At 33.6% G+C, this 24,520-nt stretch carries 16 protein-coding genes, 3 tRNA genes, 3 rRNA genes and 1 pseudogene; 15 read left to right on the top strand and 8 right to left on the bottom strand.

Features of this window, described 5'->3' with window-relative positions; all coding sequences use genetic code 11:
- Window positions 1-271 precede the first annotated feature (271 nt).
- Window positions 272-3,541, top strand: coding sequence for a cytochrome c biogenesis protein CcsA (locus tag A8C32_RS14860; protein ID WP_069831210.1), 3,270 nt, complete (start codon window positions 272-274; stop codon window positions 3,539-3,541).
- 485 nt (window positions 3,542-4,026) lie between these two features.
- Here A8C32_RS14860 and A8C32_RS14855 read toward each other — a convergent pair whose 3' ends face one another.
- Both A8C32_RS14855 and A8C32_RS14850 read right to left on the bottom strand, forming a co-directional pair.
- Window positions 4,027-4,746: a DUF3307 domain-containing protein gene (locus A8C32_RS14855; RefSeq protein WP_069831209.1), complete on the bottom strand. Its 720-nt coding sequence runs from the start codon at window positions 4,744-4,746 to the stop codon at window positions 4,027-4,029.
- Entirely contained in the window at window positions 4,740-5,342 is a 603-nt protein-coding gene (locus A8C32_RS14850) for a SatD family protein (protein ID WP_069831208.1), read from the bottom strand. The genes A8C32_RS14855 and A8C32_RS14850 overlap by 7 nt, the downstream gene beginning before the upstream one ends.
- Window positions 5,343-5,557: 215 nt before the next feature.
- Between A8C32_RS14850 and A8C32_RS20750 the strand changes: the two genes are divergently transcribed.
- Window positions 5,558-5,713 (top strand): hypothetical protein, encoded by a 156-nt coding sequence (locus tag A8C32_RS20750; RefSeq protein WP_165605849.1) that lies wholly within the window; start codon window positions 5,558-5,560, stop codon window positions 5,711-5,713.
- Here A8C32_RS20750 and A8C32_RS14845 read toward each other — a convergent pair.
- On the bottom strand, window positions 5,710-6,390 hold the full coding sequence (locus tag A8C32_RS14845) for an HAD family hydrolase (RefSeq protein ID WP_069831207.1): 681 nt from the start codon (window positions 6,388-6,390) through the stop codon (window positions 5,710-5,712). The genes A8C32_RS20750 and A8C32_RS14845 overlap by 4 nt on opposite strands.
- A gap of 295 nt (window positions 6,391-6,685) precedes the next feature.
- Here A8C32_RS14845 and A8C32_RS14840 point away from each other — a divergent pair, with 295 nt between their 5' ends.
- The 11 genes from A8C32_RS14840 (at window position 6,686) to A8C32_RS14790 (ending at window position 17,500) form a co-directional block, all read left to right on the top strand.
- Window positions 6,686-8,092, top strand: a complete 1,407-nt coding sequence (locus A8C32_RS14840; RefSeq protein ID WP_069831206.1) for an MATE family efflux transporter — start codon at window positions 6,686-6,688, stop codon at window positions 8,090-8,092.
- Between the two features lie 16 nt (window positions 8,093-8,108).
- Complete coding sequence (rlmF, locus tag A8C32_RS14835) at window positions 8,109-9,041, top strand: 23S rRNA (adenine(1618)-N(6))-methyltransferase RlmF (RefSeq protein ID WP_240491760.1); 933 nt, start codon at window positions 8,109-8,111, stop codon at window positions 9,039-9,041.
- A gap of 101 nt (window positions 9,042-9,142) precedes the next feature.
- Complete coding sequence (gene bshB1, locus A8C32_RS14830; RefSeq protein ID WP_069831205.1) at window positions 9,143-9,862, top strand: bacillithiol biosynthesis deacetylase BshB1; 720 nt, start codon at window positions 9,143-9,145, stop codon at window positions 9,860-9,862.
- A 200-nt stretch (window positions 9,863-10,062) separates the two neighbouring features.
- A tRNA-His gene (locus A8C32_RS14825) sits at window positions 10,063-10,138 on the top strand.
- A 662-nt stretch (window positions 10,139-10,800) separates the two neighbouring features.
- Window positions 10,801-12,318: ribosomal RNA gene (locus A8C32_RS14820) — 16S ribosomal RNA — on the top strand.
- Window positions 12,319-12,405: 87 nt separating this feature from the next.
- Window positions 12,406-12,479 (top strand) — tRNA-Ile (locus tag A8C32_RS14815).
- Window positions 12,480-12,552: 73 nt separating this feature from the next.
- Window positions 12,553-12,626 (top strand) — tRNA-Ala (locus tag A8C32_RS14810).
- Between the two features lie 190 nt (window positions 12,627-12,816).
- Window positions 12,817-15,641: ribosomal RNA gene (locus A8C32_RS14805) — 23S ribosomal RNA — on the top strand.
- Window positions 15,642-15,792: 151 nt separating this feature from the next.
- Window positions 15,793-15,900 (top strand): 5S ribosomal RNA (rrf, locus tag A8C32_RS14800).
- The 16S, 23S and 5S rRNA genes sit together here with 2 tRNA genes alongside, the layout of an rRNA operon.
- Before the next feature lie 282 nt (window positions 15,901-16,182).
- Window positions 16,183-16,698 carry a transposase gene (locus A8C32_RS14795; protein WP_069831204.1) on the top strand — a complete coding sequence of 172 codons (516 nt, stop codon included), beginning with the start codon at window positions 16,183-16,185 and terminating at the stop codon, window positions 16,696-16,698.
- Window positions 16,682-17,500 (top strand): transposase, encoded by an 819-nt coding sequence (locus A8C32_RS14790; RefSeq protein WP_069831203.1) that lies wholly within the window; start codon window positions 16,682-16,684, stop codon window positions 17,498-17,500. Before A8C32_RS14795 ends, A8C32_RS14790 begins: the two co-directional genes overlap by 17 nt.
- A 204-nt stretch (window positions 17,501-17,704) precedes the next feature.
- Here A8C32_RS14790 and A8C32_RS20375 read toward each other — a convergent pair.
- A pseudogene (locus A8C32_RS20375) lies at window positions 17,705-17,938 on the bottom strand (IS982 family transposase); the annotation flags it as partial.
- A gap of 300 nt (window positions 17,939-18,238) precedes the next feature.
- The gene (locus A8C32_RS14785; RefSeq protein ID WP_069831202.1) at window positions 18,239-18,511 is read right to left on the bottom strand and encodes an IS5 family transposase; all 273 of its coding nucleotides are present in this window, start codon (window positions 18,509-18,511) and stop codon (window positions 18,239-18,241) included.
- A 179-nt stretch (window positions 18,512-18,690) separates the two neighbouring features.
- Between A8C32_RS14785 and A8C32_RS14780 the strand changes: the two genes are divergently transcribed.
- Window positions 18,691-19,704, top strand: a complete 1,014-nt coding sequence (locus A8C32_RS14780; RefSeq protein WP_069831201.1) for a M28 family metallopeptidase — start codon at window positions 18,691-18,693, stop codon at window positions 19,702-19,704.
- Between the two features lie 19 nt (window positions 19,705-19,723).
- Here A8C32_RS14780 and A8C32_RS14775 read toward each other — a convergent pair whose 3' ends face one another.
- Window positions 19,724-20,545 (bottom strand): IS982 family transposase, encoded by an 822-nt coding sequence (locus tag A8C32_RS14775; RefSeq protein ID WP_069831200.1) that lies wholly within the window; start codon window positions 20,543-20,545, stop codon window positions 19,724-19,726.
- A 175-nt stretch (window positions 20,546-20,720) separates the two neighbouring features.
- Between A8C32_RS14775 and A8C32_RS14770 the strand changes: the two genes are divergently transcribed.
- On the top strand, window positions 20,721-21,059 hold the full coding sequence (locus A8C32_RS14770; protein WP_069831199.1) for a DUF4870 domain-containing protein: 339 nt from the start codon (window positions 20,721-20,723) through the stop codon (window positions 21,057-21,059).
- Window positions 21,060-21,447: 388 nt separating this feature from the next.
- On the opposite strand, the gene A8C32_RS20965 is transcribed toward A8C32_RS14770, so the two are convergent.
- Together A8C32_RS20965 and A8C32_RS14765 are read right to left on the bottom strand one after the other, a co-directional pair.
- Window positions 21,448-21,624, bottom strand: coding sequence for a hypothetical protein (locus tag A8C32_RS20965; protein WP_205635403.1), 177 nt, complete (start codon window positions 21,622-21,624; stop codon window positions 21,448-21,450).
- 620 nt (window positions 21,625-22,244) lie between these two features.
- Window positions 22,245-24,386, bottom strand: a complete 2,142-nt coding sequence (locus A8C32_RS14765; protein WP_069831198.1) for a T9SS type A sorting domain-containing protein — start codon at window positions 24,384-24,386, stop codon at window positions 22,245-22,247.
- Window positions 24,387-24,520 lie beyond the last annotated feature (134 nt).

Here is a 24,520-nt window from a genome sequence, read left to right as displayed (position 1 = left end):
TCCTAAGGAAGATAAAATAGTTAAGAAAAATAATCTATTATGTTATTGTCAAAACATTAAAAATGTGAGTGGATAGTAGGATAATGTATGGTTAAACTCAAAAGCAAGAATTACTATAAACGATTTTTAGTATTAATAAATACAATACTTTCTAATCTAGAATCTAGTTAAAAGTTAAATGTCTGTTTTTAGTGAATTAATTGGGGCAATTTTTTCAAAAAAATCAACTTTAATACTTAAATTTGCACGACCTTAAAAACGGGTTCAAATTATGCAAAATAAACTCGCTAATATTCTCTTTTCTACAAGACTTACCGCTATTTTATTTATTGCTTTTGCTGTAGCAATGGCAACAGGTACTTTTCTAGATGCAGGACAAGAAACATCGCCAACTCCTTATACCAGAAACCTTATTTATAATGCTTGGTGGTTTGAAGCTATTATGGTATTTTTTGTAATTAATTTTGTAGGTAATGTTTTTAGGTTTAAACTGTATAAAAAGGAAAAATGGGCAACTTTTATTTTACACTTAGCTTTTATTTTTATATTACTAGGAGCTTTTGTAACAAGATATGTTAGTTTTGAGGGGATGATGGCTATACGAGAAGGAGCTACAGAAAACACATTCTTATCAAGAAGCACTTACATCACTACATTTATAGATGGAGATTATCAGGTCGATGGAAAAGTCCAACAACGTTATGTAGAGAGTAAAGTCGATTTTTCACCACGATTAGATAATAATTTTAATATTAAAACAACCTATGGTGAGCAACCAGTTACTATTGAATTAGAAAAATTTATAGCTGGAGCTGAAGAAGACATTATTCCAGATGAAAGCGGAGAGGAATATTTAAAACTTGTAGAAGCAGGAAATAGCGGGCCGCATAATCATTTTCTAAAGGTAGGGCAGGTACAAAGTATCCATAATATACTTATAGCATTAAACAAACCAACAGAAGGTGCTATAAATATCACTTATAAAAACGACGAGCTTACAATTAATTCGCCTTTCGATGGTGAGTACATGACCATGGCAACAAGAGCTCAAGGTCAATTAATAAAAGACAGTTTACAACCATTACATTTGCGCTCAAGATATGTTATAGGAAACATGCAAATGGTATTTCCTAAACCTGTTGTAAAAGGTGTTTTTGATGTTGTTCAAAAATCACAATTATTAAAGAATGATGAAGACGGCGTGGTTTTAAAAGTAACCACTAATGGAAAAACAAAACGTATAGGTTTACTTGGCGGACAGGGAATGAATACTAATTTTAAACAAATAGAAGTTGGTGGATTAAATTTTGCCATAAAATATGGAGCAAAAGTGTTAGAACTCCCTTTTTCTATAAAATTGAACGATTTTGAAGCCGAACGTTACCCTGGCACAGAAAATGGATATTCCGCATTCTCAAGTGAGGTTACTGTTCTTGACGATAAAGCAGAAAACTATGACTATAAAATTTTTATGAATAATATCTTAGATCATGGTGGGTATCGCTTTTTTCAGTCTAGTTTTGATCCTGATGAAAAAGGAACGATTCTATCTGTAAACCATGATTATTGGGGAGCTTTACTAACTTATATAGGATATTTTATGCTTTATTTTGGATTAATGGCTATTTTATTTGCTAAGAATACACGTTTTAGCGATTTAAAAGATCAACTAAAAAAAGTAAAAACAAAAAAAGAAAAATTACTTGGTGTTTTCTTGCTTTGTTTTGGTATACAAGCCTTTTCGCAAACTCAGCATTCCGAAAATGATGGACATGATTATTCTAGACCAACTAAAACACAAGTAGATTCAGTCTTGAAAGTTAATATAGCACCTAAAGATCATGCCGATAAATTTGGACATTTAGTAATTCAAGATTTAAGTGGACGTATGATGCCTGTCAATACATACGCATCAGAAATGTTACGTAAGCTAAGTAAACATGATACTTATGAAGGGTTAGATGCTAATCAGGTCTTTTTGTCGATACACGAAAGTCCAACGCTTTGGTATAATGTCCCTGTAATTTTTTTAAAACGAAAAAAAGCCGACTCTATAAGGCGAATTATTGGTTTAGAAGTTACAGATAAATATGCTACTCTAGCCGATTTCTTTTCAGAAAAAGGAACATACAAATTAGCGCCTTATTTAGATGAAGCATATAAAGCGCAGCCACCAAATGCTTTTCAAAAAGAATTTAAGGAAATAGATCAACGAGTAAATTTACTATTCAATACTGTTGAAGGACGTTCTTTAAAAATATTTCCAATTCCTAATGATGATAATAATAAATGGGTTTCTACTTACGATTATAGGTTAGATAAATCTAAAATAAAAGATTCTCTTTATGGAAATTTTATAAAAAACGGATTTATAGCGTATTTATTTAGATTAAACCAAGCGAAGCAAACAGGTGATTTTACTGAAGCAGAAAAACTGTTGAAAGCCTTTAAGAAAAACCAGCATAAACATGGTGCAGAAGTTATGCTTAGCGACGATAAAGTAAAAACAGAAGTATTATATAATAAGTACGATATTTTCAAGAAGCTATACAGTTGGTATATGTATGCAGGAGTTTTGTTATTTATTTTACTTATTATTCAAATATTTAAAGATAGAAGCAAGGTAATTGTTGTAGCTATAGCTGTTTTTAAATGGATTATAGTCGGCCTGTTTTTGTTACATACTTCAGGTTTAATTGTACGTTGGTATATATCTGGTCATGCACCATGGAGTGATGCTTATGAATCTATGATTTATGTAGCTTGGTCAACCATGCTATTTGGATTACTAATGGGAACACCAAAGAAAATATCATGGTTAGCATCTAAACCCCTATTAAATTCACTTTTTGGTGTTGTAAACTATATTTTTTACCGTAAAACATCTAATCTTACTATAGCAGCAGCTGCTTTTGTTACGTTTATGATTTTAATGATTGCACATTGGAATTGGATGGATCCAGCTATAGCAAACTTACAACCTGTTTTAAATAGTTATTGGCTCATGATACATGTAGCTGTAATTGTAGCAAGTTATGGCCCATTTACATTAGGAATGATATTAGGTGTCGTGTCTTTATTATTAATGATTTTAACAAACAAGGAGAATAAAGAAAAAATGCTCCTTAATATAAAAGAGCTTACCATAATAAATGAAATGGCATTAACTGTTGGTTTAGTAATGCTTAGTATTGGTAACTTTTTAGGAGGTATGTGGGCAAATGAAAGTTGGGGACGTTATTGGGGCTGGGATCCTAAAGAAACTTGGGCGCTTATAAGTATCATGATTTATGCATTTGTAATACACATGCGTTTAGTTCCTGGACTTCGTGGGCGTTGGTTTTTTAATTTATGTTCCATCATAGCATTTGCAAGTATAATGATGACTTATTTTGGAGTTAATTTCTATTTAGCAGGATTACATAGTTACGCTAGTGGCGATCAAATTGTAAGTGTTAAGTTTATTATAATAGCTTGTGCCATATTAGCTGTTTTAGGATTCTTTTCTTACATAAAATATGCTAAATATTATAAAAAGTAATTAAGTTAAGGTTTATCGCTAGTCTTGCGATTGACTAATAAAGTAAATAAAAAAGAAACATTTTATGTATGTATGTATGTATGTATGTATGTATGTATGTATGTAGCTTTTTTTAGCACTTATAACTTTTAATTCATGTTCTTCTGGTAGTGATTGATAATTCCTAGTAATGAAGAACAGGTAGAAGAGAGTCCTGTGAATATTGATGCTGCATATCAAGGTGATTTTGTTTCTGTATCGTTTGGCTACTAAGAAAAAATAGTTTTGAAATTAACAAACTTTAAAACGGATAATGCTCTTATTTTAGAACTATATCTAACAACAGATATTACAGCCGAAACCTATTAATTTTGAGAGTTTTAAAAGGACTTTGAGGTTATGAATATAATTTACCCGTAGATGTAGATTTTGATGTTTATAAGTATGTTACTGTTTGATGTGTAGGTTTTAAAAATTGATTTTGGACATGCAATCTTATCAAAAAACTAAATCAATTTTAGAATAGACTCATAACCCAATCCAAATAAAATAGCTAAACCAAAGCTTAAAAGCGTGCCTATTAGTATATATTCGGTAAGTTTACGGTCTTTAGCTTTAGATAAATCACCAAAACGAAATACAGACTTTGCTGCTATTAAAAAACCAATACCTTCCCAGTGATGTGTTACTATAAAGGCAAAAACAAATAAACGTTCTAGTATACCAATGTAAGCTCCTGCATTTTTTAAAGAAGTATCTTCATTATTATCATCTTTTAAATCCCATTTAGATATAATCGTTTTCATGATTACAGAAGATACTGTAGTTATACAAAACAAGCTAGTTATAAATAATAACGTTTTGGTTTCAAAAAGAAAATCCAGGTTAAATTGGTAAGGGATATATAGTTTTATTACTAACGCAATAACAAGAATATGTGCTAATTGGTCTAATCCAAATAAAAGCCTAGAGTTTATTCGTTTTTTAAGGTGTAGTTTGGTAAGGTCAATAATATAATGTGTAATAATTATAATAAATACCCCTAACCAATATTTAAAATTGAATTGTAAAACTAAAATTAAAGCACATAGATGTATCAAAATATGCCAATACAAAAATTTGGATTTATGTTTTTTAGCTTCTTTATCTTTAACCCACCTAACGGGCTGTAACATGAAATCACCAATAATATGTGCTAATAGTATTTTAATGAATAATGCTAACATAAGTTTTCTACTTTAGAGCTATAATAATATAATAATTTTAAAATTTCATCATATCCAGCGCGTTTAAGGCCTTGACTAATATTTCCTTGAGTTTTTTTTAAGTGTTCAGCTAGTTTTTTTTGATTCAAATTAGGGTGTTCTAAAGCTGTTTTGATTAAAATTGCAGATGTACTAGTCCAATTATCTACAGTCAATAACGCCAGATTTAGCATAAGGTTTATTTGTTCATCAAACGTTTCAAAAGGTGATTTTATAGCAAGTGTTGTTTTTTTTAATTGCTCAAAACATTCTCCTGAATTAACAAACGCACTTCCGTTAGCTTCTGTTATTTTTTCGGAATGGTATGTTTTTTCTCCCAGCCCAATAGCAAGCCTTACATCCGTATTTTTAAATTGTTTTATAATAGCTTTAATTAAAAAAGCAGCCTCTAATGCTTTTTTGGGATCTATTTCCAACTGAAAGCTATCCCCTCTAAAAATTTCCCATTGAGCAGGTGTGTTACCATAAATACTCAAAATAGACTTAAGAGCATTTAACCACTGCTCTGGAGGACTTTCTTTAGAGTTAATAATATCGCCTGTTATAATGCTAATCATAATTTAATATGTTCTATATATTCAAATGTATTACTTTTTTGTCAGAATAAAAAAAAATATTAGCTTAAAGGCTAATAAATTAAATTATTAGCTCAATAGCTAATAATATTTAATATTAGCTTAAAGACTAATAGTTGGTATAATAGGTAGGAGAACGTAATTAAAATCAAAAACCTGATATCTTTGCAATAATAAATTTTGAATAATTAGATTTTATGGCTAAAACAGGGAGAGAGAAAAATACAAAGAATAAAGCAAAGCATACTAGGTTAATGACTCAAAAGAAAAATAAAAAGAAAACTGAAGCAGCTTTAAGAAAAGAGCGATTAAAAAATATTATTAGAAAAAACAATGAAGATTCTAGCGATTAGTTGCTGTTGAGTTTGACTTTTGAAAAAAACAAACTAATTTTTTTGTACTCAATCTCGTTAAAATCTGTAATAACTTTATTGGCAGTAGAGTAGTCTTGATTTTTAGAATGGAAACTGTCATAACCCACGCAAAAAATATTAGCACCATTAGCAGCTTTAATACCATTAGTTGAATCTTCAATAACAAAGCATTCATCTTTACTAAAGCCACTAGCTTCAGCAGCTTTAATAAAAATCTCAGGATGAGGCTTAGATTGCTTTAAATCTCCACCACTTAATTTAGCAACAAAGTATTGGTTTAAATTAAAACGATCAAAAATTTGATTGATGCTAGTCATGGCAGCAGATGATGCTAAAACTAGAGTTAATCCATTACTATGATAATCTTTTATTAAATCTAAAACACCATCAATAAGCGTGAGATCAGAATTACTTTCAAAAAAATGTTTATAGTGTTTACGCTTAAGAGCTACTAATGTTTCAGGAGATTCATCTAAATTAAAATGATCACATAAGCGTTTACATATATTAATGGTAGATTGTCCTGTAAATGATTCATAAAGAGCATCTGAAACATCAATGCCAACTTCATCAAACATATCATGATAGGCCTTATTATGCATAGGTTCACTATCAATAATAACCCCATCCATATCAAAAATAACAGCTTTTAACATCTTCATTTTTTTTTTTGCGAAGATATTAGAATAGAGTTTAACAGCCTAAAAAAGATAGAACTCGTTTAGACTTTTTCGAATAAAGTAAAAATGAAGGCTTAGTTTATCTGATTTTTTTTTCATTACCAACATTATTACTTAATACATCTATTTTGCATTTTAAAATTAAATTAACATCTTTGTTGTATGATTGCTTAATTAAACTTCCGTTCGTATCGAGACCTTCTCGAACAAAATTATAGCCTAAGTATGCTTGTTATGCGCTAGGTGAGTTTTTACATTTAATAAATTCAGAATGCAATCAAATAAAATTTCTTTAAAACAATTTATTCAATATTTTAAAATAGCTGTAACAGGCAAAGAGCAAGCATTTACATCTGGTAGTATTCGAAAGGCAATTTTTATGCTTTCTATTCCTATGGTTTTAGAAATGTTCATGGAATCCATTTTTGCTATAGTAGACATTATGTATGTTTCACAAGTGAGTGTTAATGCAGTGGCAACAATTGGCTTAACAGAATCTGTGATTACCTTAATATATGCTGTCGCTATAGGGTTAAGTATGGCGGCTACAGCTGTAGTAGCAAGACGTGTAGGGGAAAAAGATATAAAAGGCGCATCCAATGCAGCAGTTCAAGTGATTTTTCTAGGGGTATTCTTAGCTATTATTATAAGTGTTATAGGTATTCTATATCCTAAAGAGATATTAGAGCTTATGGGTGGTGAACCCGATTTAATAGCAGAAGGTTATGGTTATACTAAAGTACTTTTAGGAGGAAACATAACTATTATGTTGCTATTTCTAATCAATGCAATTTTTAGAGGTGCGGGTAATGCATCTGTAGCGATGTGGACATTAATTCTATCAAATGGGCTCAATATAATTCTAGACCCTATATTTATTTTTGGTTTCGGACCCATTCCAGCTTTTGGAGTTGAAGGAGCAGCTATTGCTACAACTATAGGTAGAGGTACAGCAGTTGTATTTCAATTGGGTATTTTGTTTTTTGGATATAGCAAAATAAAAATAGGCATGAAAGATTTAGTGATTCAAGTTAATATCATGTTAAATTTAATTAAAGTCTCATTAGGAGGTATAGGTCAGTTTTTAATAGGCACATCTAGTTGGGTGTTTTTAATGCGAATTATGAGCGAATTTGGTAGTGAAGTGTTAGCAGGGTATACCATTGCTATTCGTGTAATGATGTTTACTCTAATGCCAGTATGGGGAATGAGTAATGCGGCAGCTACTTTAGTAGGACAAAACTTAGGGGCTAATAAACCTGAACGGGCAGAACAATCGGTTTGGAAAACAGGTAAATACAGTGCCATTTTTATGGGCATAGTTTCTATAATCTATCTTGCATTTGTGCCACAAATTATAATGCTATTTAATGCTACACCAAACGTTGTAAAATATGGCAGTTTATGTCTACGTGTTATTGCAGCAGGGTATATTTTTTATGGTTATGGCATGGTTGTTATAAATGCATTTAATGGAGCAGGAGATACAAAAACACCAACCTATATTAATTTTGTGTGTTTTTGGTTGTTGCAATTGCCATTTGCTTATATTATGTCAATTACTCTAGCTTTTGGACCACTTGGTGTCTTTTGGGCTATTACTCTTGCTGAAATATTAATAGCAATAGTTGCTGTTTTTTGGTTTAAAAAAGGATATTGGAAACAAGTGAAAGTGTAGTTTGTAATTGTTAAATTTGTATAACTTAAATTTTATAGCTATCAAAAAAAACATCACCTTTCACCATAAAAACAAACATAAATTAGGATACGATTTAGATATCTTGTGTAATACATATCCAGATTTATTACCCTTTGTATTTGAGAACACATACCAAACAAAAACCATAGATTTTGCTAATCCAAAGGCTGTAAAGGCACTTAATACAGCTTTGTTGATGAAATACTACAATATTGTTTTTTGGGAATTTCCAGATGCAAATTTATGCCCGCCAATACCTGGACGTGTAGATTATATACATTATGTGGCAGATTTATTAGAAAGTTTTGGAGTTAAAACCAAAATAAAAGTATTAGATATTGGTACAGGAGCAAGTTGTATTTATCCAATTTTAGGACAAGCAGAATATAATTGGAATTTTGTTGCTACAGATATAGATAAGAAGTCATTAGAATACGGACAAACTATTATTAATAAAAATGGTTTGAAGAATTCTATAGTTTTAAGACATCAAAAAGAAACTTCTCAAATTTTGAAAGGAATTCTAACAGAAACCGATAAATTTTCTGTGTCCATATGTAACCCGCCATTTTTCAAATCTGAAACAGAAGCTATAGAAGCCACAACACGAAAACTAAAAGGATTAAATAGAGTAGGAGATAAGAAGCTAGTTAGAAATTTTTCAGGAATCCATAATGAGTTGTGGTATAAAGGAGGGGAAAAAGCATTTATACATAATTATCTTTATGAAAGTTCTTTATTTAAAAATCAATGCAATTGGTTTACAACTTTAGTCTCAAAAAAGGATTTAGTAAAGGGAATACATGTGTCACTAAAAAAATTAGGAGCTAAAGATGTAAGAACAATACCTATGGGGCAAGGAAATAAGCAATCTCGTATTATTGCTTGGACATTTTTAGATAAACGAGGAAATAAAGGGAAAGATTAGAGCGCTTTATAAATGATTTAAAATTTAAAATAGATAAACTTAAAACAAATGTAACATTCATTATTATAAATGTTACCAATAAAGACTAATAAAATAAACACATGAAATTAGATATCCTTGTTATTGGGGCACATCCAGACGATGTAGAGTTAGGTTGTGGAGGTACTATAGCAAAAGAAGTTGCTAACGGAAAAAAGGTAGGTGTTATAGATTTAACTAGAGGAGAGTTAGGAACTCGAGGTACTGCTGAGACTAGAGATGAAGAAGCTGCAAATTCTGCAAGAATTTTAGGTGTTGTTGTTAGGGAAAATCTAGCATTTTCAGATGGTTTTTTTGTAAATGATAGAAAACATCAATTAGAGCTTATTAAAATGATTCGAAAATATCAACCAGAGATTGTGATTTGTAATGCGTTTGATGATAGGCATATAGATCATGGAAAAGGAAGTAAATTAGCTAGTGATGCCTGTTTTTTAAGCGGATTAATTAAAATTGAAACAATAAATGATGACGGAATATTACAAAAACAATGGAGACCAAAACAAGTGTACCATTATATACAATGGAAAAATTTAGAACCAGATTTAGTTGTAGATATTACAGGATATATAGATACAAAAATGGAATCTGTATTAGCGTATAAAACACAGTTTTATGATGAATTGAGTAAAGAGCCAGAAACTCCTATATCTAGCAAAAACTTTACAGATAGTATTATTTATAGAGCAAGAGATTTAGGACGACTAGTTGGTGTTGAGTATGCAGAAGGTTTTACTGTTGAACGTTATGTAGCTGTTGATAGTTTGTTCGATTTAAAATAGAATAACTAGTAGTTTATAGAAACTAAATATGAGATTATAAGAAATTAATTTTTTTTTCGGATTTTTTAAAATAATAAATATAAGCAAATGAAATAGTTAGGTTTTTTAGGAAAATTAATTTTAAAAAAACAAAAAAAGTCTTTGTAGAAAAGGTTTAAATCAATTACATTTGCACACGCATTACAAAATGCAAGTTACATGGTGGTTGTAGCTCAGTTGGTTAGAGCATTGGTTTGTGGTACCAAGGGTCGCCGGTTCGAATCCGGTCTTCCACCCAAAAGTAAAAGCCTTTCAAGAAATTGAAAGGCTTTTTTTGTTTATATATTATAGAGTTTTTAGGTTTAAGAACAAAAGTTGAATCAAGTAATATTTTAGGGACTTGAACTTAATCAAGAACAAAATTTGTATGTAAATTGAATTAAGATTTTAATTTTCATTAAATAAAGAGTGTATAAAAGGAAGTATAGGGGCAAAAGCCAAGGTCTAGCGCTAAATCCATCTATATATTGTGATACCAGATTATTTATTTTTAGGTATAAATAGTTGATGTATATGGATTTACAGAATAATGTAATAAAACCATTAAAAAAGGTTAATAAAAGGTTGTCAGAATTAAAAAAGGGTTGTAGGTTTGCAGCCGCTAAAAACGGCATTAGTTGTTGAAGGCATACGTTCATAAGAAGTTTTACTAATCGGTTTTAGAAGTTGAAAAAAAACTTTCAAAAAAGATTAAAAAAAGTTTTGTGAGAATAAAAAAGGGTTTTATATTTGCACCCGCTTATCAAGGAAACGCGATAAGAGAACAAAGAAAACAAGTTCATAAACATATTGAATTGACAGCGTAAGATTTTAACTGGAAACGGTTAAGATTAGACAAAGAGAATAAACCATTTTGAGTACTAGAGATTCTGATTAATTGTTAAGATATTAAAAAAATAACGATGAAGAGTTTGATCCTGGCTCAGGATGAACGCTAGCGGCAGGCTTAACACATGCAAGTCGAGGGGTAACATTGTAGCTTGCTACAGATGACGACCGGCGCACGGGTGCGTAACGCGTATACAATCTACCTTATACTGAGGGATAGCCCAGAGAAATTTGGATTAATACCTCATAGTATGTTTAATTGGCATCAATTAGACATTAAAGGTTACGGTATAAGATGAGTATGCGTTCTATTAGCTAGATGGAGTGGTAACGGCACACCATGGCAACGATAGATAGGGGCCCTGAGAGGGGGATCCCCCACACTGGTACTGAGACACGGACCAGACTCCTACGGGAGGCAGCAGTGAGGAATATTGGACAATGGAGGGAACTCTGATCCAGCCATGCCGCGTGCAGGATGACTGCCCTATGGGTTGTAAACTGCTTTTATACAGGAAGAAACTGCTCTACGTGTAGAGATTTGACGGTACTGTAAGAATAAGGATCGGCTAACTCCGTGCCAGCAGCCGCGGTAATACGGAGGATCCAAGCGTTATCCGGAATCATTGGGTTTAAAGGGTCCGTAGGTGGATAATTAAGTCAGGGGTGAAAGTCTGCAGCTCAACTGTAGAATTGCCCTTGATACTGTTTATCTTGAGTTATTATGAAGTAGTTAGAATATGTAGTGTAGCGGTGAAATGCATAGATATTACATAGAATACCAATTGCGAAGGCAGATTACTAATAATATACTGACACTGATGGACGAAAGCGTGGGGAGCGAACGGGATTAGATACCCCGGTAGTCCACGCCGTAAACGATGGATACTAGCTGTTCGGTTTCGACTGAGTGGCTAAGCGAAAGTGATAAGTATCCCACCTGGGGAGTACGTTCGCAAGAATGAAACTCAAAGGAATTGACGGGGGCCCGCACAAGCGGTGGAGCATGTGGTTTAATTCGATGATACGCGAGGAACCTTACCAGGGCTTAAATGTAGATTGACATGTTTAGAGATAGACCTTTCTTCGGACAATTTACAAGGTGCTGCATGGTTGTCGTCAGCTCGTGCCGTGAGGTGTCAGGTTAAGTCCTATAACGAGCGCAACCCCTGTTGTTAGTTGCCAGCATTTCAAGATGGGAACTCTAACAAGACTGCCAGTGCAAACTGTGAGGAAGGTGGGGATGACGTCAAATCATCACGGCCCTTACGTCCTGGGCTACACACGTGCTACAATGGTAGGGACAGAGAGCAGCCACTTGGCGACAAGGAGCGAATCTATAAACCCTATCACAGTTCGGATCGGAGTCTGCAACTCGACTCCGTGAAGCTGGAATCGCTAGTAATCGCATATCAGCCATGATGCGGTGAATACGTTCCCGGGCCTTGTACACACCGCCCGTCAAGCCATGGAAGCTGGGAGTGCCTGAAGTCCGTCACCGAGAGGAGCGGCCTAGGGTAAAATCGGTAACTAGGGCTAAGTCGTAACAAGGTAGCCGTACCGGAAGGTGCGGCTGGAACACCTCCTTTCTAGAGAAAGACGATTAAGAAGTATTATAACTATAATGATAAATAGTTTATTCTCGCAGCTGTTAATTTAAGAATATAAAATAGTAGAGTCTCATAGCTCAGCTGGTTAGAGCGCTACACTGATAATGTAGAGGTCGGCAGTTCGAGTCTGCCTGAGACTACTAAAAAAAAGAGGAAATTCTAGAACTGAGAATTCTAAATTCACATTAAGGATTCTAAACGAAGAATTACAATGGGGGATTAGCTCAGCTGGCTAGAGCGCCTGCCTTGCACGCAGGAGGTCATCGGTTCGACTCCGATATTCTCCACGATTCCATATAAGGAAAGAAGTTCATTGACATATTGAAAAAAGATACATAAAAATTTAAGATTAGATTGATCTAATAATAAATAATATAAAGGATTAATTAGAATCACGAGCGATTTCTAATTAATCACAGATAGTTTATATAAGATTTTTATATAAATTATAGTAACTCATTAAAAAAGCAAAAAGTACAATAAGCTAAATAAGGGCGTATGGGGAATGCCTAGGCTCTCAGAGGCGAAGAAGGACGTGATAAGCTGCGAAAAGCTGCGGGGATCAGCACACATGATTAGATCCGCAGATATCCGAATGGGGCAACCCGGCATATTGAAGATATGTCACCTAGTAATAGGAGCAAACCCGGAGAACTGAAACATCTAAGTACCCGGAGGAGAAGAAAACAAAAGTGATTCCGTTAGTAGTGGCGAGCGAACGCGGATTAGCCCAAACCATTATTGTTACGGCAATAGTGGGGTTGTAGGACCACGATATTTGAAGCACAATGAATTAGAATACTTTGGAAAAAGTAACAATATAGGGTGATAGTCCCGTATAAGTAAAGCGTGTGAATCTAGTGTAATCCTGAGTAGTGCGGGACACGAGTAATCCTGTATGAAACAGTCGGGACCATCCGATAAGGCTAAATACTCCTGAGAGACCGATAGTGAACTAGTACCGTGAGGGAAAGGTGAAAAGAACCCTGAATAAGGGAGTGAAATAGAACCTGAAACCATACGCTTACAAGCGGTCGGAGCGGACTAGATCTGTGACGGCGTGCCTTTTGCATAATGAGCCTACGAGTTACCGTTGCTAGCAAGGTTAAGTGATTAAGTCACGGATCCGTAGCGAAAGCGAGTCTGAATAGGGCGCTTAGTTAGTAGTGGTAGACGCGAAACCGTGTGATCTACCCATGGGCAGGTTGAAGCTGTAGTAACATACAGTGGAGGACCGAACGGATATACGTTGAAAAGTGTTCCGATGACCTGTGGGTAGGGGTGAAAGGCCAATCAAACTCGGAAATAGCTCGTACTCCCCGAAATGCATTTAGGTGCAGCGTTGATTAATAGTTTTATAGAGGTAGAGCTACTGATTGGATGCGGGGGCTTCACCGCCTACCAATTCCTGACAAACTCCGAATGCTATAAAATGTTTATCAGCAGTGAGGGCATGGGTGCTAAGGTCCATGTCCGAGAGGGAAAGAACCCAGACCATCAGCTAAGGTCCCCAAATATATGTTAAGTTGAAATAACGCGGTTGAACTGCTTTGACAGCTAGGATGTTGGCTTGGAAGCAGCCATTCATTTAAAGAGTGCGTAACAGCTCACTAGTCGAGCGGTTCGGCATGGATAATAATCGGGCATAAACATATTACCGAAGCTATGGACAATTAATTGTGGTAGGGGAGCATTGTAGTGTCGTCGAAGGATTACTGTGAGGTATTCTGGAGAATCTACAAAAGAAAATGTAGGCATAAGTAACGATAATGCGGGCGAGAAACCCGCACACCGAAAGACTAAGGTTTCCTCAGCTATGCTAATCAGCTGAGGGTTAGTCGGGACCTAACGCGAACCCGAAAGGGGTAGTGGATGGCCAACAGGTTAATATTCCTGTACCTGCTCACACTAAAAGTGACGGAGGCGTAAATTTGGTGCGTACTGACGGAATAGTACGTTGAAGGGAGTAGTAATACCCCGATAGTACACTGCGACTTCGGTCAAGGTGATAATCCAGAGAAGCGACTTCCAAGAAAAGCGAGTGAAGCAGCCCGTACCCTAAACCGACACAGGTAGTTGGGATGAGAATTCTAAGGTGCTCGAGAGATTCATGGCTAAGGAATTAGGCAAAATAGACTCGTAACTTCGGGAGAAGAGTCGCCACCCTTTGGGGTGGCCGCAGTGAAAAGGTCCAGGCGACTGTTTATCAAAAACACAGGGCTATGCTAAATTGAAAGATGACGTATATGGCCTGACACCTGCCCGGTGCTGGAAGGTTAAGTGGAGGGTTTAGCTTTTAGCGAAGATCTGAAATGAAGCCCCAGTAAACGGCGGCCGTAACTATAACGGTCCTAAGGTAGCGAAATTCCTTGTCGGGTAAGTTCCGACCTGCACGAATGGTGCAACGATCTGGACACTGTCTCAGCCATGAGCTCGGTGAAATTGTAGTATCGGTGAAGATGCCGATTACCCGCTGTGGGACGAAAAGACCCCGTGCACCTTTACTATAGCTTAGTATTGGTTTTGGATAAGTAATGTGTAGGATAGGTGGGAGACTTTGAAGTGGCGTCGCTAGGCGTTGTGGAGTCATTGTTGAAATACCACCCTTTGCTTATCTAGAGTCTAACCTTCAAATGAAGGGACAGTGCTTGGTGGGTAGTTTGACTGGGGTGGTCGCCTCCAAAAGAGTAACGGAGGCTTCTAAAGGTTCCCTCAGCACGGTTGGTAATCGTGCGTAGAGTGCAATGGCATAAGGGAGCTTGACTGAGAGACCTACAAGTCGATCAGGTACGAAAGTAGAGCATAGTGATCCGGTGGTTCCGCATGGAAGGGCCATCGCTCAAAGGATAAAAGGTACGCCGGGGATAACAGGCTGATCTCCCCCAAGAGCTCATATCGACGGGGGGGTTTGGCACCTCGATGTCGGCTCGTCACATCCTGGGGCTGGAGAAGGTCCCAAGGGTTGGGCTGTTCGCCCATTAAAGTGGCACGCGAGCTGGGTTCAGAACGTCGTGAGACAGTTCGGTCTCTATCTACAGTGGGCGTTAGAAATTTGAGTGGATCTGACTCTAGTACGAGAGGACCGAGTTGGACTAACCTCTGGTGTATCTGTTGTTGCGCCAGCAGCATTGCAGAGTAGCTACGTTGGGAAGGGATAAGCGCTGAAAGCATATAAGCGCGAAACCCACCACAAGATGAGATTTCTTTAAAGGGTCGTGGGAGATTACCACGTTGATAGGCTATAGGTGTAAAGGCAGTAATGTCATAGCCGAGTAGTACTAATAACCCATAGGCTTATTGTACGCCTGTTTTTTTAAAAGTTTACAAAAAGTTATATTATAAAATTTTTAAGTATGTCACCTACGGGTGTTTTTCAATATGTTAAGATATTTGTTCATCGTAAAGATGAACGCTGTAGTGATAAGTTAATCACTTATTACCATAGCTATAACTTAAGGTGGTTATAGCGATGGGGCTCACCTCTTACCATTCCGAACAGAGAAGTTAAGCCCATTAGCGCCGATGGTACTGCATTTGTGGGAGAGTAGGTCGTTGCCTTTTTTGATACTGATATTAACTCAGTGTTTAATTAATCCTCAACATTTCTTTGTTGAGGATTTTTTTTTGTCATTGTTTTAAAATAATTATACAAATTATAATTTAAAACAATCCTTAAAGGTATTTATATAAAATTCAGATTTAACAATACTGATTATGTTTTCATTATTAATTTCAGTTTTTACAGTTTTATTTAACCAGAGTTTAACCCGAATAATTCATAAAAAGCAAAAAAATCTGAGTGTAAAGTGTTATATTTAAGTATCTAACAGCAAATATTTCACTTTGAAAAACCACCCAGATTTGAAGGCTAAAAACACATTATTTTATCGAGGGAATCAATCAATTTCGGTTGATTTTTCAGCCACAGAAATAAGTTCTGATGGCTCTTTGATTCTTCTTGAGAAATTGGAACGAGATAACAAACTATTATCTCATTTTGGTAAATTATTACCAGATGATCGTAACCCGAAATATATTACCTATAGTCGAGAACATCAACTCAAGCAACGTGTATTTATGTTAATGCTGGGCTATGAAGATGCAAATGACGTGATTCATTTGCAAAATGATCCCTTGTTTAAAGATGTCCTTCAAGGAGATTTAGCATCTCAATCGACAATCTCCCGTTTCGAAAATAGTCTTGATATAGCATCCATTTTCAAACTATCTTATGCATGGATTGATCATTATGTTTCGAGTTTAAAAGGTCGTAATAAAGTTATTATAGATATTGATGCTAGAGATGATAGCACTTATGGAACCCAACAATTATCAATGTTCAATGGGGTATTATGGTAAATTTATGCTTAATGAATTGTTTTTTCATGATGGCGAAACTGGACAAATAATATTACCTGTTTTACGTCCTGGTAATAGCCATTCCAACCGATGGTACGTAGGGATATTTAGAAGAATTGTTCGTAAAATAAGAGCAATTTATCCAGATTTAGAAATCATTATCCGCACAGATAGAGGATTTAGCTGTGCCCCCTTTTACAAATTAGTAGATTATTACAATTTGCTATTTGCCACAGGACAAGCCAGTAATGCCGTGCTAAAAAGAAAAGTTGAACGCTGTGAAAAAGCGGTTAAACATCTCTATGTAAATCAAAATATAAAACATCAACATTTTATAAGCTTTACTTATCAAGCCAAATCATGGCACAGCCCACAACAAGCCTATACAAAAATTGAAAGCACTGGTAAAGGATTAAATGTTCGTCATTTTATTAGCAATATAAAAGAGCAAGAAGCCCGTGAGATCTACTTTGATTTTTATGTAAAACGCGGGGAAGCAAGCGAGAACAGAATTAAGGAAGTGAAAAACATGTGTTTTTCAGATAGATTATCAAATCATGGCTTTTTTGCTAATTTTTTCAGGCTATTTCTAAGTAGTTTAGCTTACGAAATGTTTTTACTACTCAAAAAAAGTATAAAAAAGACAAGATTTACAAAAGCAAAGAAATGGCAAATAAGCACGATAAGAACCCAATTGTTAAAAATTGGAGCAACACTAAAAGTTACTAAAAAACGAATTTACTATCAATTGTCAAAAGCGTTTGTAAATCAAAATTTGTTTCGAGAGATAATAACACAGTAAAGGTTTTAAAATTGACATTTTAAAACCGTGGGATACCTATGTCTTGGTGTGAAAAATGAACCGTTTTTTGATTTATTGGACACATAAGTATACCTAATTCATTCAAAAAAGCGTATAAATCTCAAAATAAAAAGAAATAACTAAGGAGAAAACGTAAAGATTGGATTATTAAACCTAATAAGCACCCTATGAATAATGTGGGTTAAGCCTGTGCAATCGCTTTGTGAAACCACTTTTGTTAATCATAGTTTTACACATATGGCTCTTCATGTATGACAGTGCTTTGTTTTGATTACCATTAAAGAGCATTGCTGAGACTAGTGCTGTCGATAGCACTTGGCTGTCACTGAATTTCCTGTTGCGATGTTCTTTATGGTTCATTTCTTTTAAAATATCGTCTACTATACAATAGATTCCTATAACTTTGTCTTGGAGCATTTTGAGTTCGTGTTTTTTTTTGCAACTCTAAAATACTAAAACTTATTATGCTCCTATTTTTTTTAGGAAACTCGGGTTAACTATTTATAACACTATATTTTCTATATAATGAAGTCATATAGACTTTTTAAGATACTGGTTCAGGCATAGCTATCGGTAATCCTTGCCTATTTGTCAAATATAATGCATTGGAAGTTTTTTGCTTTTTTCCACCTTTATAACCTACTTGTTCACCTCCTTTTTAGTGCTGTAGTATGGCTACCATACAAATCACAGCTTGATAAGTCAATATCTGATTTGTTACTTTTTTAGAGCTGTATCCAAAAGGATTTTCCAAATTTCTTGTTGATTCCACTTTCGATAGTGACCAAAAATAGTTTTATAATGTAGCTTTTCATTACTAAAAAGAGTTTCAATTGGTAAATAGCACCACTGAACACCTGTCTTTAATTTATATAAAATAGCGTTAACAATTTTACATAGAAGTGTTTTAGGTTTAAAACCTCTTTTTGTTTCTGTTAAATATGTAACTATTTCTAATTCTATCATATCTTTGTCTAGTACTTGGTACACTGAGTTGTAATTTTATGTTTCGCAACACAAATATCTACAACCCTTTTATTTTTATAAAAAAGTCAAGATGACTTCAATAAGTGTTTATAAATATATTATAGTTTAAAACAATAAGAAAATAAACTATCTATGAATACATTTTTGTAATATAGTACCCAAATAACTTAAAATTTAAACGCGTGAAAAAATTAGCAATTCTTCTATCTGCTACCCTATTAATAACATCATGTAGCTCGTCTCAAAATAAAAAAAAATTCAAGCAAATAATAGATCCTAAAGTATATGCTAAAACCATAACAGCAAATGAGCTTAAAGATATGCTTTACGTCTATGCTTCTGATAAATTTGAAGGTAGGCAAACTGGAGAACCAGGACAGAAAAAAGCTATTGAATTTATTAAAAATAAATATATTGCTGCTGAAATTCCTTCACCTATAGCTAAAGGTGATTATTTTCAAGAGATCCCTGCTTCTTATTTTAATAATAAAAAGATCAAAGGTTCTGAAAATGTATTAGCATATATTAAAGGTTCAGAAAAACCAAATGAAGTAATTATTATTTCTGCTCACCTAGATCATATTGGAGTTTCAAAAAATGGAGATATAAATAACGGAGCTGATGATGATGGTTCTGGTACTGTTGCTATTTTAGAAATTGCTGAAGCATTTAAAGCTGCAGAGAAGGAAGGTCATGGTCCTAAGCGTTCAATTCTTTTTTTACATGTTACTGGTGAAGAAATTGGCCTTTATGGTTCTAAATATTATGCAGATGAAGATCCTATTTTTCCTTTAAAAAATACAGTAGCTGATTTAAACATAGATATGATTGGCCGTGTCGACAAAAAACATGAAAATGGTAAAAACTATCTATACCTAATAGGTTCTGATAAATTAAGTAAAGAATTACATAACATTTCTGAGGAAGTAAACAAAACCTATTCTAACCTAGAATTAGATTATACATTTAATGATGATAATGACCCTAACCGTTTTTATTACCGCTCTGATCATTATAATTTTGCTAAAAACAATATCCCTGTCATATTCTATTTTAATGGTATACATGATGATTATCATAAGGCATCAGATACTCCAGATAAAATTAATTATGAATTCTTAGAAGCTCGTTCACGTTTAATTTTTCATACAGCTTGGGAACTAGCTAATAGAGATGAGAGAATAAAGGTTGATTAATTAACCCGAGTTTCCAATTTTAAATTATCTGTTTGATTTGAAAAGCCATCACAAACAGTATTAGTTTTATAATAAATCCATTAGTAGTCACAGCATTAATGTGTCTGGGCATTAAGCTGCAAATTTGACTAATGGAAGTTTCAATAATTTTCCTCATGGTATCTTTTATGTAAGCTACATAAGGCCTGTCCTTTCTTTTAGAATTGGTTTTTCTTGCTATTTGTAAGCGAACTTGCTCTGTTTCTTTAAATAAATCTTCCAATTCATAATCTGTATAGCCACTATCCCCATATAGCACACTTTCTGCTGGTAAATCATGGTACATACGTTGTAGGATCTGTGAGTCGTGCTCTTTACCTTCTACCAAGTACATCTCCACAGGTATACCTGATTTGGTTGTTATTAGTTGTACTTTAAAACCATAAAAGTATTCTCTCTTAGATGCATTATACCCGCGATATGATTCGCCTTTTATCAATTTAGAACGACTTATTCGTATGTTATGGCAAACTCTTACAGGAAAGGAATCTATAATATATTCCATTTCACAATGGATATATTTAAAAACCCTGCCAATACTAAAAAAGATGCTCAATAATAATTCTTTAAGCCTGTGCAATCGCTTTGTGAAACCACTTTTGTTAATCATAGTTTTACACATATGGCTCTTCATGTATGACAGTGCTTTGTTTTGATTACCATTAAAGAGCATTGCTGAGACTAGTGCTGTCGATAGCACTTGGCTGTCACTGAATTTCCTGTTGCGATGTTCTTTATGGTTCATTTCTTTTAAAATATCGTCTACTATACAATAGATTCCTATAACTTTGTCTTGGAGCATTTTGAGTTCGTGTTTTTTTTTGCAACTCTAAAATACTAAAACTTATTATGCTCCTATTTTTTTTAGGAAACTCGGGTTAGTTATGTTAATTTTTTGATTGTTGTTGTATTTTTAATTTGACTGTAACATTTTTTGTATTTGAGTGTCATATTAGATCTATCAAAAATTCATCATCATGCAAAAAAACAATCAACTCTTAGTTATTGCCCATTTAAGTCAGTTAATAACTTTAATAACAGGTTTTGGAAGCCTATTGTTACCATTAATACTTTGGTTTACGCAAAAAGAAAAAATTTATCAAATGGATAAGCATGGTAAAAATATTATAAATTTCCAATTGAGTTTAATTGTGTATTGTATTATATGCATACCTCTAATATTAGTATTTGGCTTAGGGCTATTAGGTTTTTTAATTTTAGGAATTATTTCAGTAGTATTTCCTATTGTTAATGCTATAAAAGCTAGTAGAGGAGAAGCTCCAACATATCCATTATCTCTTAGTTTTATTAGTTAATTGAATTTTAAAAAGAAGGAATCTTTTGAGAGACTAGATCCTCTTATTAGTTTTTTGAGGTAAGTAAAAAGACTATCTGGAGAGGTAGTAGTGGTCGGAAGAAATTCTGACCACTTTTTTATATTTCCTTTTTAAAATCATATTGGAATCACTTTTGGTATGAGTTATGACTATTGCAATTGCAAGGTTTCTGATTTTCATTTTCAATCTTCTTTTAGCTGTTTTATATCCTAGATTATTGGTCTTTTTGTATAGTATAATCAGCATCGCATTAATTAAGGATATGTAAATGATTATTTCTATGTCGTTTTTATTTAATAATAAAAAATGTTTTACATTAGAATACTTATATATCACACGTTTTCTATACTAATCCGTAATTTCTTTATTAGACAGATCCAATAGCATTGGGTATTATCCAAAATTCTTTTTCTGGTCTGCTTTTATTTTTAGCTATAACAAGCCTCAATGGGTTTTCGACTTTTTCTTCTCTATAATGCGTATTTCCTTTACTATTCTTTATAGTGACACTAGTATAGAACTTTACTATAGCATCCTTTATCAATACAAGCTCCCCAAATTTTTTTATTAATGTTCTTCCATAAAAGATTCTACCTGTTGGTATATTCTATTTTTTCTTACTCTAACAATCAAAGATCTCTTTAAAATAACCGACATCAATTTTAGAGAGCCTTTCAGAGATAGAACTCCTTCTAACGGTTTCTAAATGTTCTAAGCTAAATAATGTTTTAAAAAGAGGATAATTAAGGGTATCTTCTAAACTACATTGGCTTGTTTTTTGATTTTTTAAAATACTATAAAGTAGCAGGTAAAACATTTTTTACGATGAAGCCCTTTAGCATAATAATCTACTTTTGTGTTGGTAGATAATTGTGAAAGGAGCTACATGGGAATGATGTGTAGCAATTCGTTTATAGAAATTTTATGATCTTTAAAGTATAGATATAAAGTATAGATATAAAGTATTGATTATTAGTATATATGATGCAAAAATAAATATATGAAAATCTAAGTAAAGCACTAAAAAACAGTTAATTAAACTTAATGAATTTAGAAATATAAAAAACAAAAAAAGCCGGAAGAAAAATCTTCCGACCATTATTACCACAAATGGTAGTCTTTTTTGGATTTAAAAATTAAAAAGAGACTTATAAATATATTTTATTATTTAATAATTAGTTTTTTAGATTTTATTTCTCCACCAGTTTCAATTTGTACTATATAAAAACCTTTACTTAAATTTTGTAAATTAAAAAGTGTTATTTCTCCTTTAGAAGACTTTGAAATTATAGGTTTACCATTTAAATTAATTATTGTAATTTTTGAGTTTAAAGGAGATACAATATTAACTTGGTTAGAAGCAGGAGAAGGATACAATTTAATTATATCATCTAAATTTGAAGCCCTTTTTGTTGTAGCCTTTTTAGCAGTTAAACAAGATCCAATTTTTTTCCATTGAGCTTTTGAGCACATGGAAGCTCCTCCGGGAATACATTTTCCATTACTTTTTAAAAGTTCGTAAGCATTTTGATTAAGTTTTACTTTATCTCCTTTATTGAAGGTGTTAGATTTTTTCCAAACAGGAAGTGTAGAACAGTTTATCCCATTATTATCAGGCGGAGGATTACCAGTTCCAGGAGAACATTCTCCTTCGTTTACATATGCTTTACAAGTTTCTGGGTTACCACATTTTGGAAGTGCTTTACTCCACCTAACTCTCCATTTTTTTCCGTTATAAGAAACTCTGTCGTTTTTGAAATATGTAGTTCCTGCTACCCATAAAGGCGTATCACAATTATTTTCGCCATCTGGTGGATTTCCTCCTCCAGAAACTAAAGTTGCAGAACCTGGAGGTGTAGGTATTGTAGCAGTTCTAGTTTGCCCAGAATTTAAGCCAACCGTTACAGTAATATCATCAGAAAAATTTCCGTCTTTAGTAATTACTCTAAATACGGCTGTTCCAGCTTTTAGTCCCGTAATTACACCCGTTTTAGCATCTATTACTGCATTTTCCATTCCAGAAACACTATAAAAAGTAAAGCCTTTATTGCTTGCTTTTATAGGTGTAAATTCTGGAGTTGCCATAGAATGCCCTCCTATAGTTAAAGGAACTTCCGAAAGTTTTAAATCTACGCCACTTACAGGTATATTGGTAGGTGTACCACTTTCTGCTTCAAATACTTTTACGTATAATACTTCCATAGTTTGTGGAAAAAATTGATCTGCACTATTTAATACAGTTTCATCTGGTAAAACAAATTTGTTTTCGCAAAATACGGTGTATGGAGCTCTAATTCCTAAAGAAAGAGTAATTCTCATAGGGTTTGTTAAATCGACTTCTTTTTGCCAAAGTGTATTTACTTTTCTTCCTATTTCTTCGCCATCAACATACCATATAATTTCTTGTTTAGTAACTCTACAACCATAAATATGAGTTTCTACAGGATCGAATTTATTAGTTACATTTCTTAGAGCAGCAGTATTTTGTTTTGGTCTCCACCATCTACGACCAGCAGTAGAGTTTATAGGACCAACATTTAAAGCACCAGAAATAACTTTAGGCGCAAATCCTCCAACAGGAGGGTTTATACCATTATCAAAAAAATGTTGAGAAGCGGCACCAGTTATGGCATGTAAGTTATGATCCATTACTTTTCGATCTGCAGGATTTGTACCTTCTTGTGTCATTTCTACAATATCAATTTCTTGATAACGAACTTTTCCAACAGATGGATTAGATTTGATCTCATTATATAACCAAAAAGCAGGAGATACACCAGGAAATCCACTACTTCCTTTTATAGCAGCTTCATAATATCCATATACAAAACCAGGTGCAGAACTTTTTAATATGCCACTTGAAAACCTTACAGGTTTTTGAACAGAAGAAGGCGATTTATTAATGCAAGCTTCAGAAACTCTTTTTTCTGGGTAACCAGAGCTATTGTATCTTGCTGTTATAAATAAAGAACCGTCTAGTTCTTCAATGTTTTCAGTATTTTTCCAAACCCAACTTTGTACATTTGGAGGAGTGGTTTGCCATCTTCTAATATCATATTTATATGTAGAATTAGGGTATTCTGTAATTATTGTTTTATTTGGATCGTTTGGATCTGGAATAGTTTTTCGATTTCTAAAAAGATCAGACCGATCCCATCTAATCTTCCAAGTTATCCCAGGATCATCACCAGAGCCATATGGACGCGATGATTCTTCAATTTGTGTGGTGACATTAATTCCTTGACCATAGCTACTACCTATGGTAAGTACTAATACAAAAAGCGCATGTAAAATAATTCTTTTCATTTTTTAAAGTAAGTTTAGTTATTAAAGAAAATATTAGAGTAATCTTTTTCTTTCTTGAATGTAAATGTATAATAAATTATAAGATAAATGTATGAATTGTTTGTTTTTTAGTTTAAAAAAAATGAATTACGTAA

The sequence above is a fragment of the Flavivirga aquatica genome, from assembly GCF_001747085.1.
Taxonomy (GTDB): Bacteria; Bacteroidota; Bacteroidia; order Flavobacteriales; family Flavobacteriaceae; genus Algibacter_C; species Algibacter_C aquatica.
The sequence above is the reverse complement of the archived record's forward strand: the minus strand, read 5'-3'. Positions and strand labels throughout refer to the sequence as shown.

Excerpts from the sequence above, each read along its gene's own strand:
- A8C32_RS14860 (WP_069831210.1), top strand. The coding sequence starts at position 272 with ATGCAAAATAAACTCGCTAATATTCTCTTTTCTACAAGACTTACCGCT.
- A8C32_RS14855 (WP_069831209.1), bottom strand. The coding sequence starts at position 4,746 with ATGTTAGCATTATTCATTAAAATACTATTAGCACATATTATTGGTGAT.
- A8C32_RS14850 (WP_069831208.1), bottom strand. The coding sequence starts at position 5,342 with ATGATTAGCATTATAACAGGCGATATTATTAACTCTAAAGAAAGTCCT.
- A8C32_RS20750 (WP_165605849.1), top strand. The coding sequence starts at position 5,558 with ATGGCTAAAACAGGGAGAGAGAAAAATACAAAGAATAAAGCAAAGCAT.
- A8C32_RS14845 (WP_069831207.1), bottom strand. The coding sequence starts at position 6,390 with ATGTTAAAAGCTGTTATTTTTGATATGGATGGGGTTATTATTGATAGT.
- A8C32_RS14840 (WP_069831206.1), top strand. The coding sequence starts at position 6,686 with ATGCAATCAAATAAAATTTCTTTAAAACAATTTATTCAATATTTTAAA.
- bshB1 (WP_069831205.1), top strand. The coding sequence starts at position 9,143 with ATGAAATTAGATATCCTTGTTATTGGGGCACATCCAGACGATGTAGAG.
- A8C32_RS14790 (WP_069831203.1), top strand. The coding sequence starts at position 16,682 with ATGGGGTATTATGGTAAATTTATGCTTAATGAATTGTTTTTTCATGAT.
- A8C32_RS14775 (WP_069831200.1), bottom strand. The coding sequence starts at position 20,545 with ATGCTCCAAGACAAAGTTATAGGAATCTATTGTATAGTAGACGATATT.
- A8C32_RS14770 (WP_069831199.1), top strand. The coding sequence starts at position 20,721 with ATGCAAAAAAACAATCAACTCTTAGTTATTGCCCATTTAAGTCAGTTA.
- A8C32_RS14765 (WP_069831198.1), bottom strand. The coding sequence starts at position 24,386 with ATGAAAAGAATTATTTTACATGCGCTTTTTGTATTAGTACTTACCATA.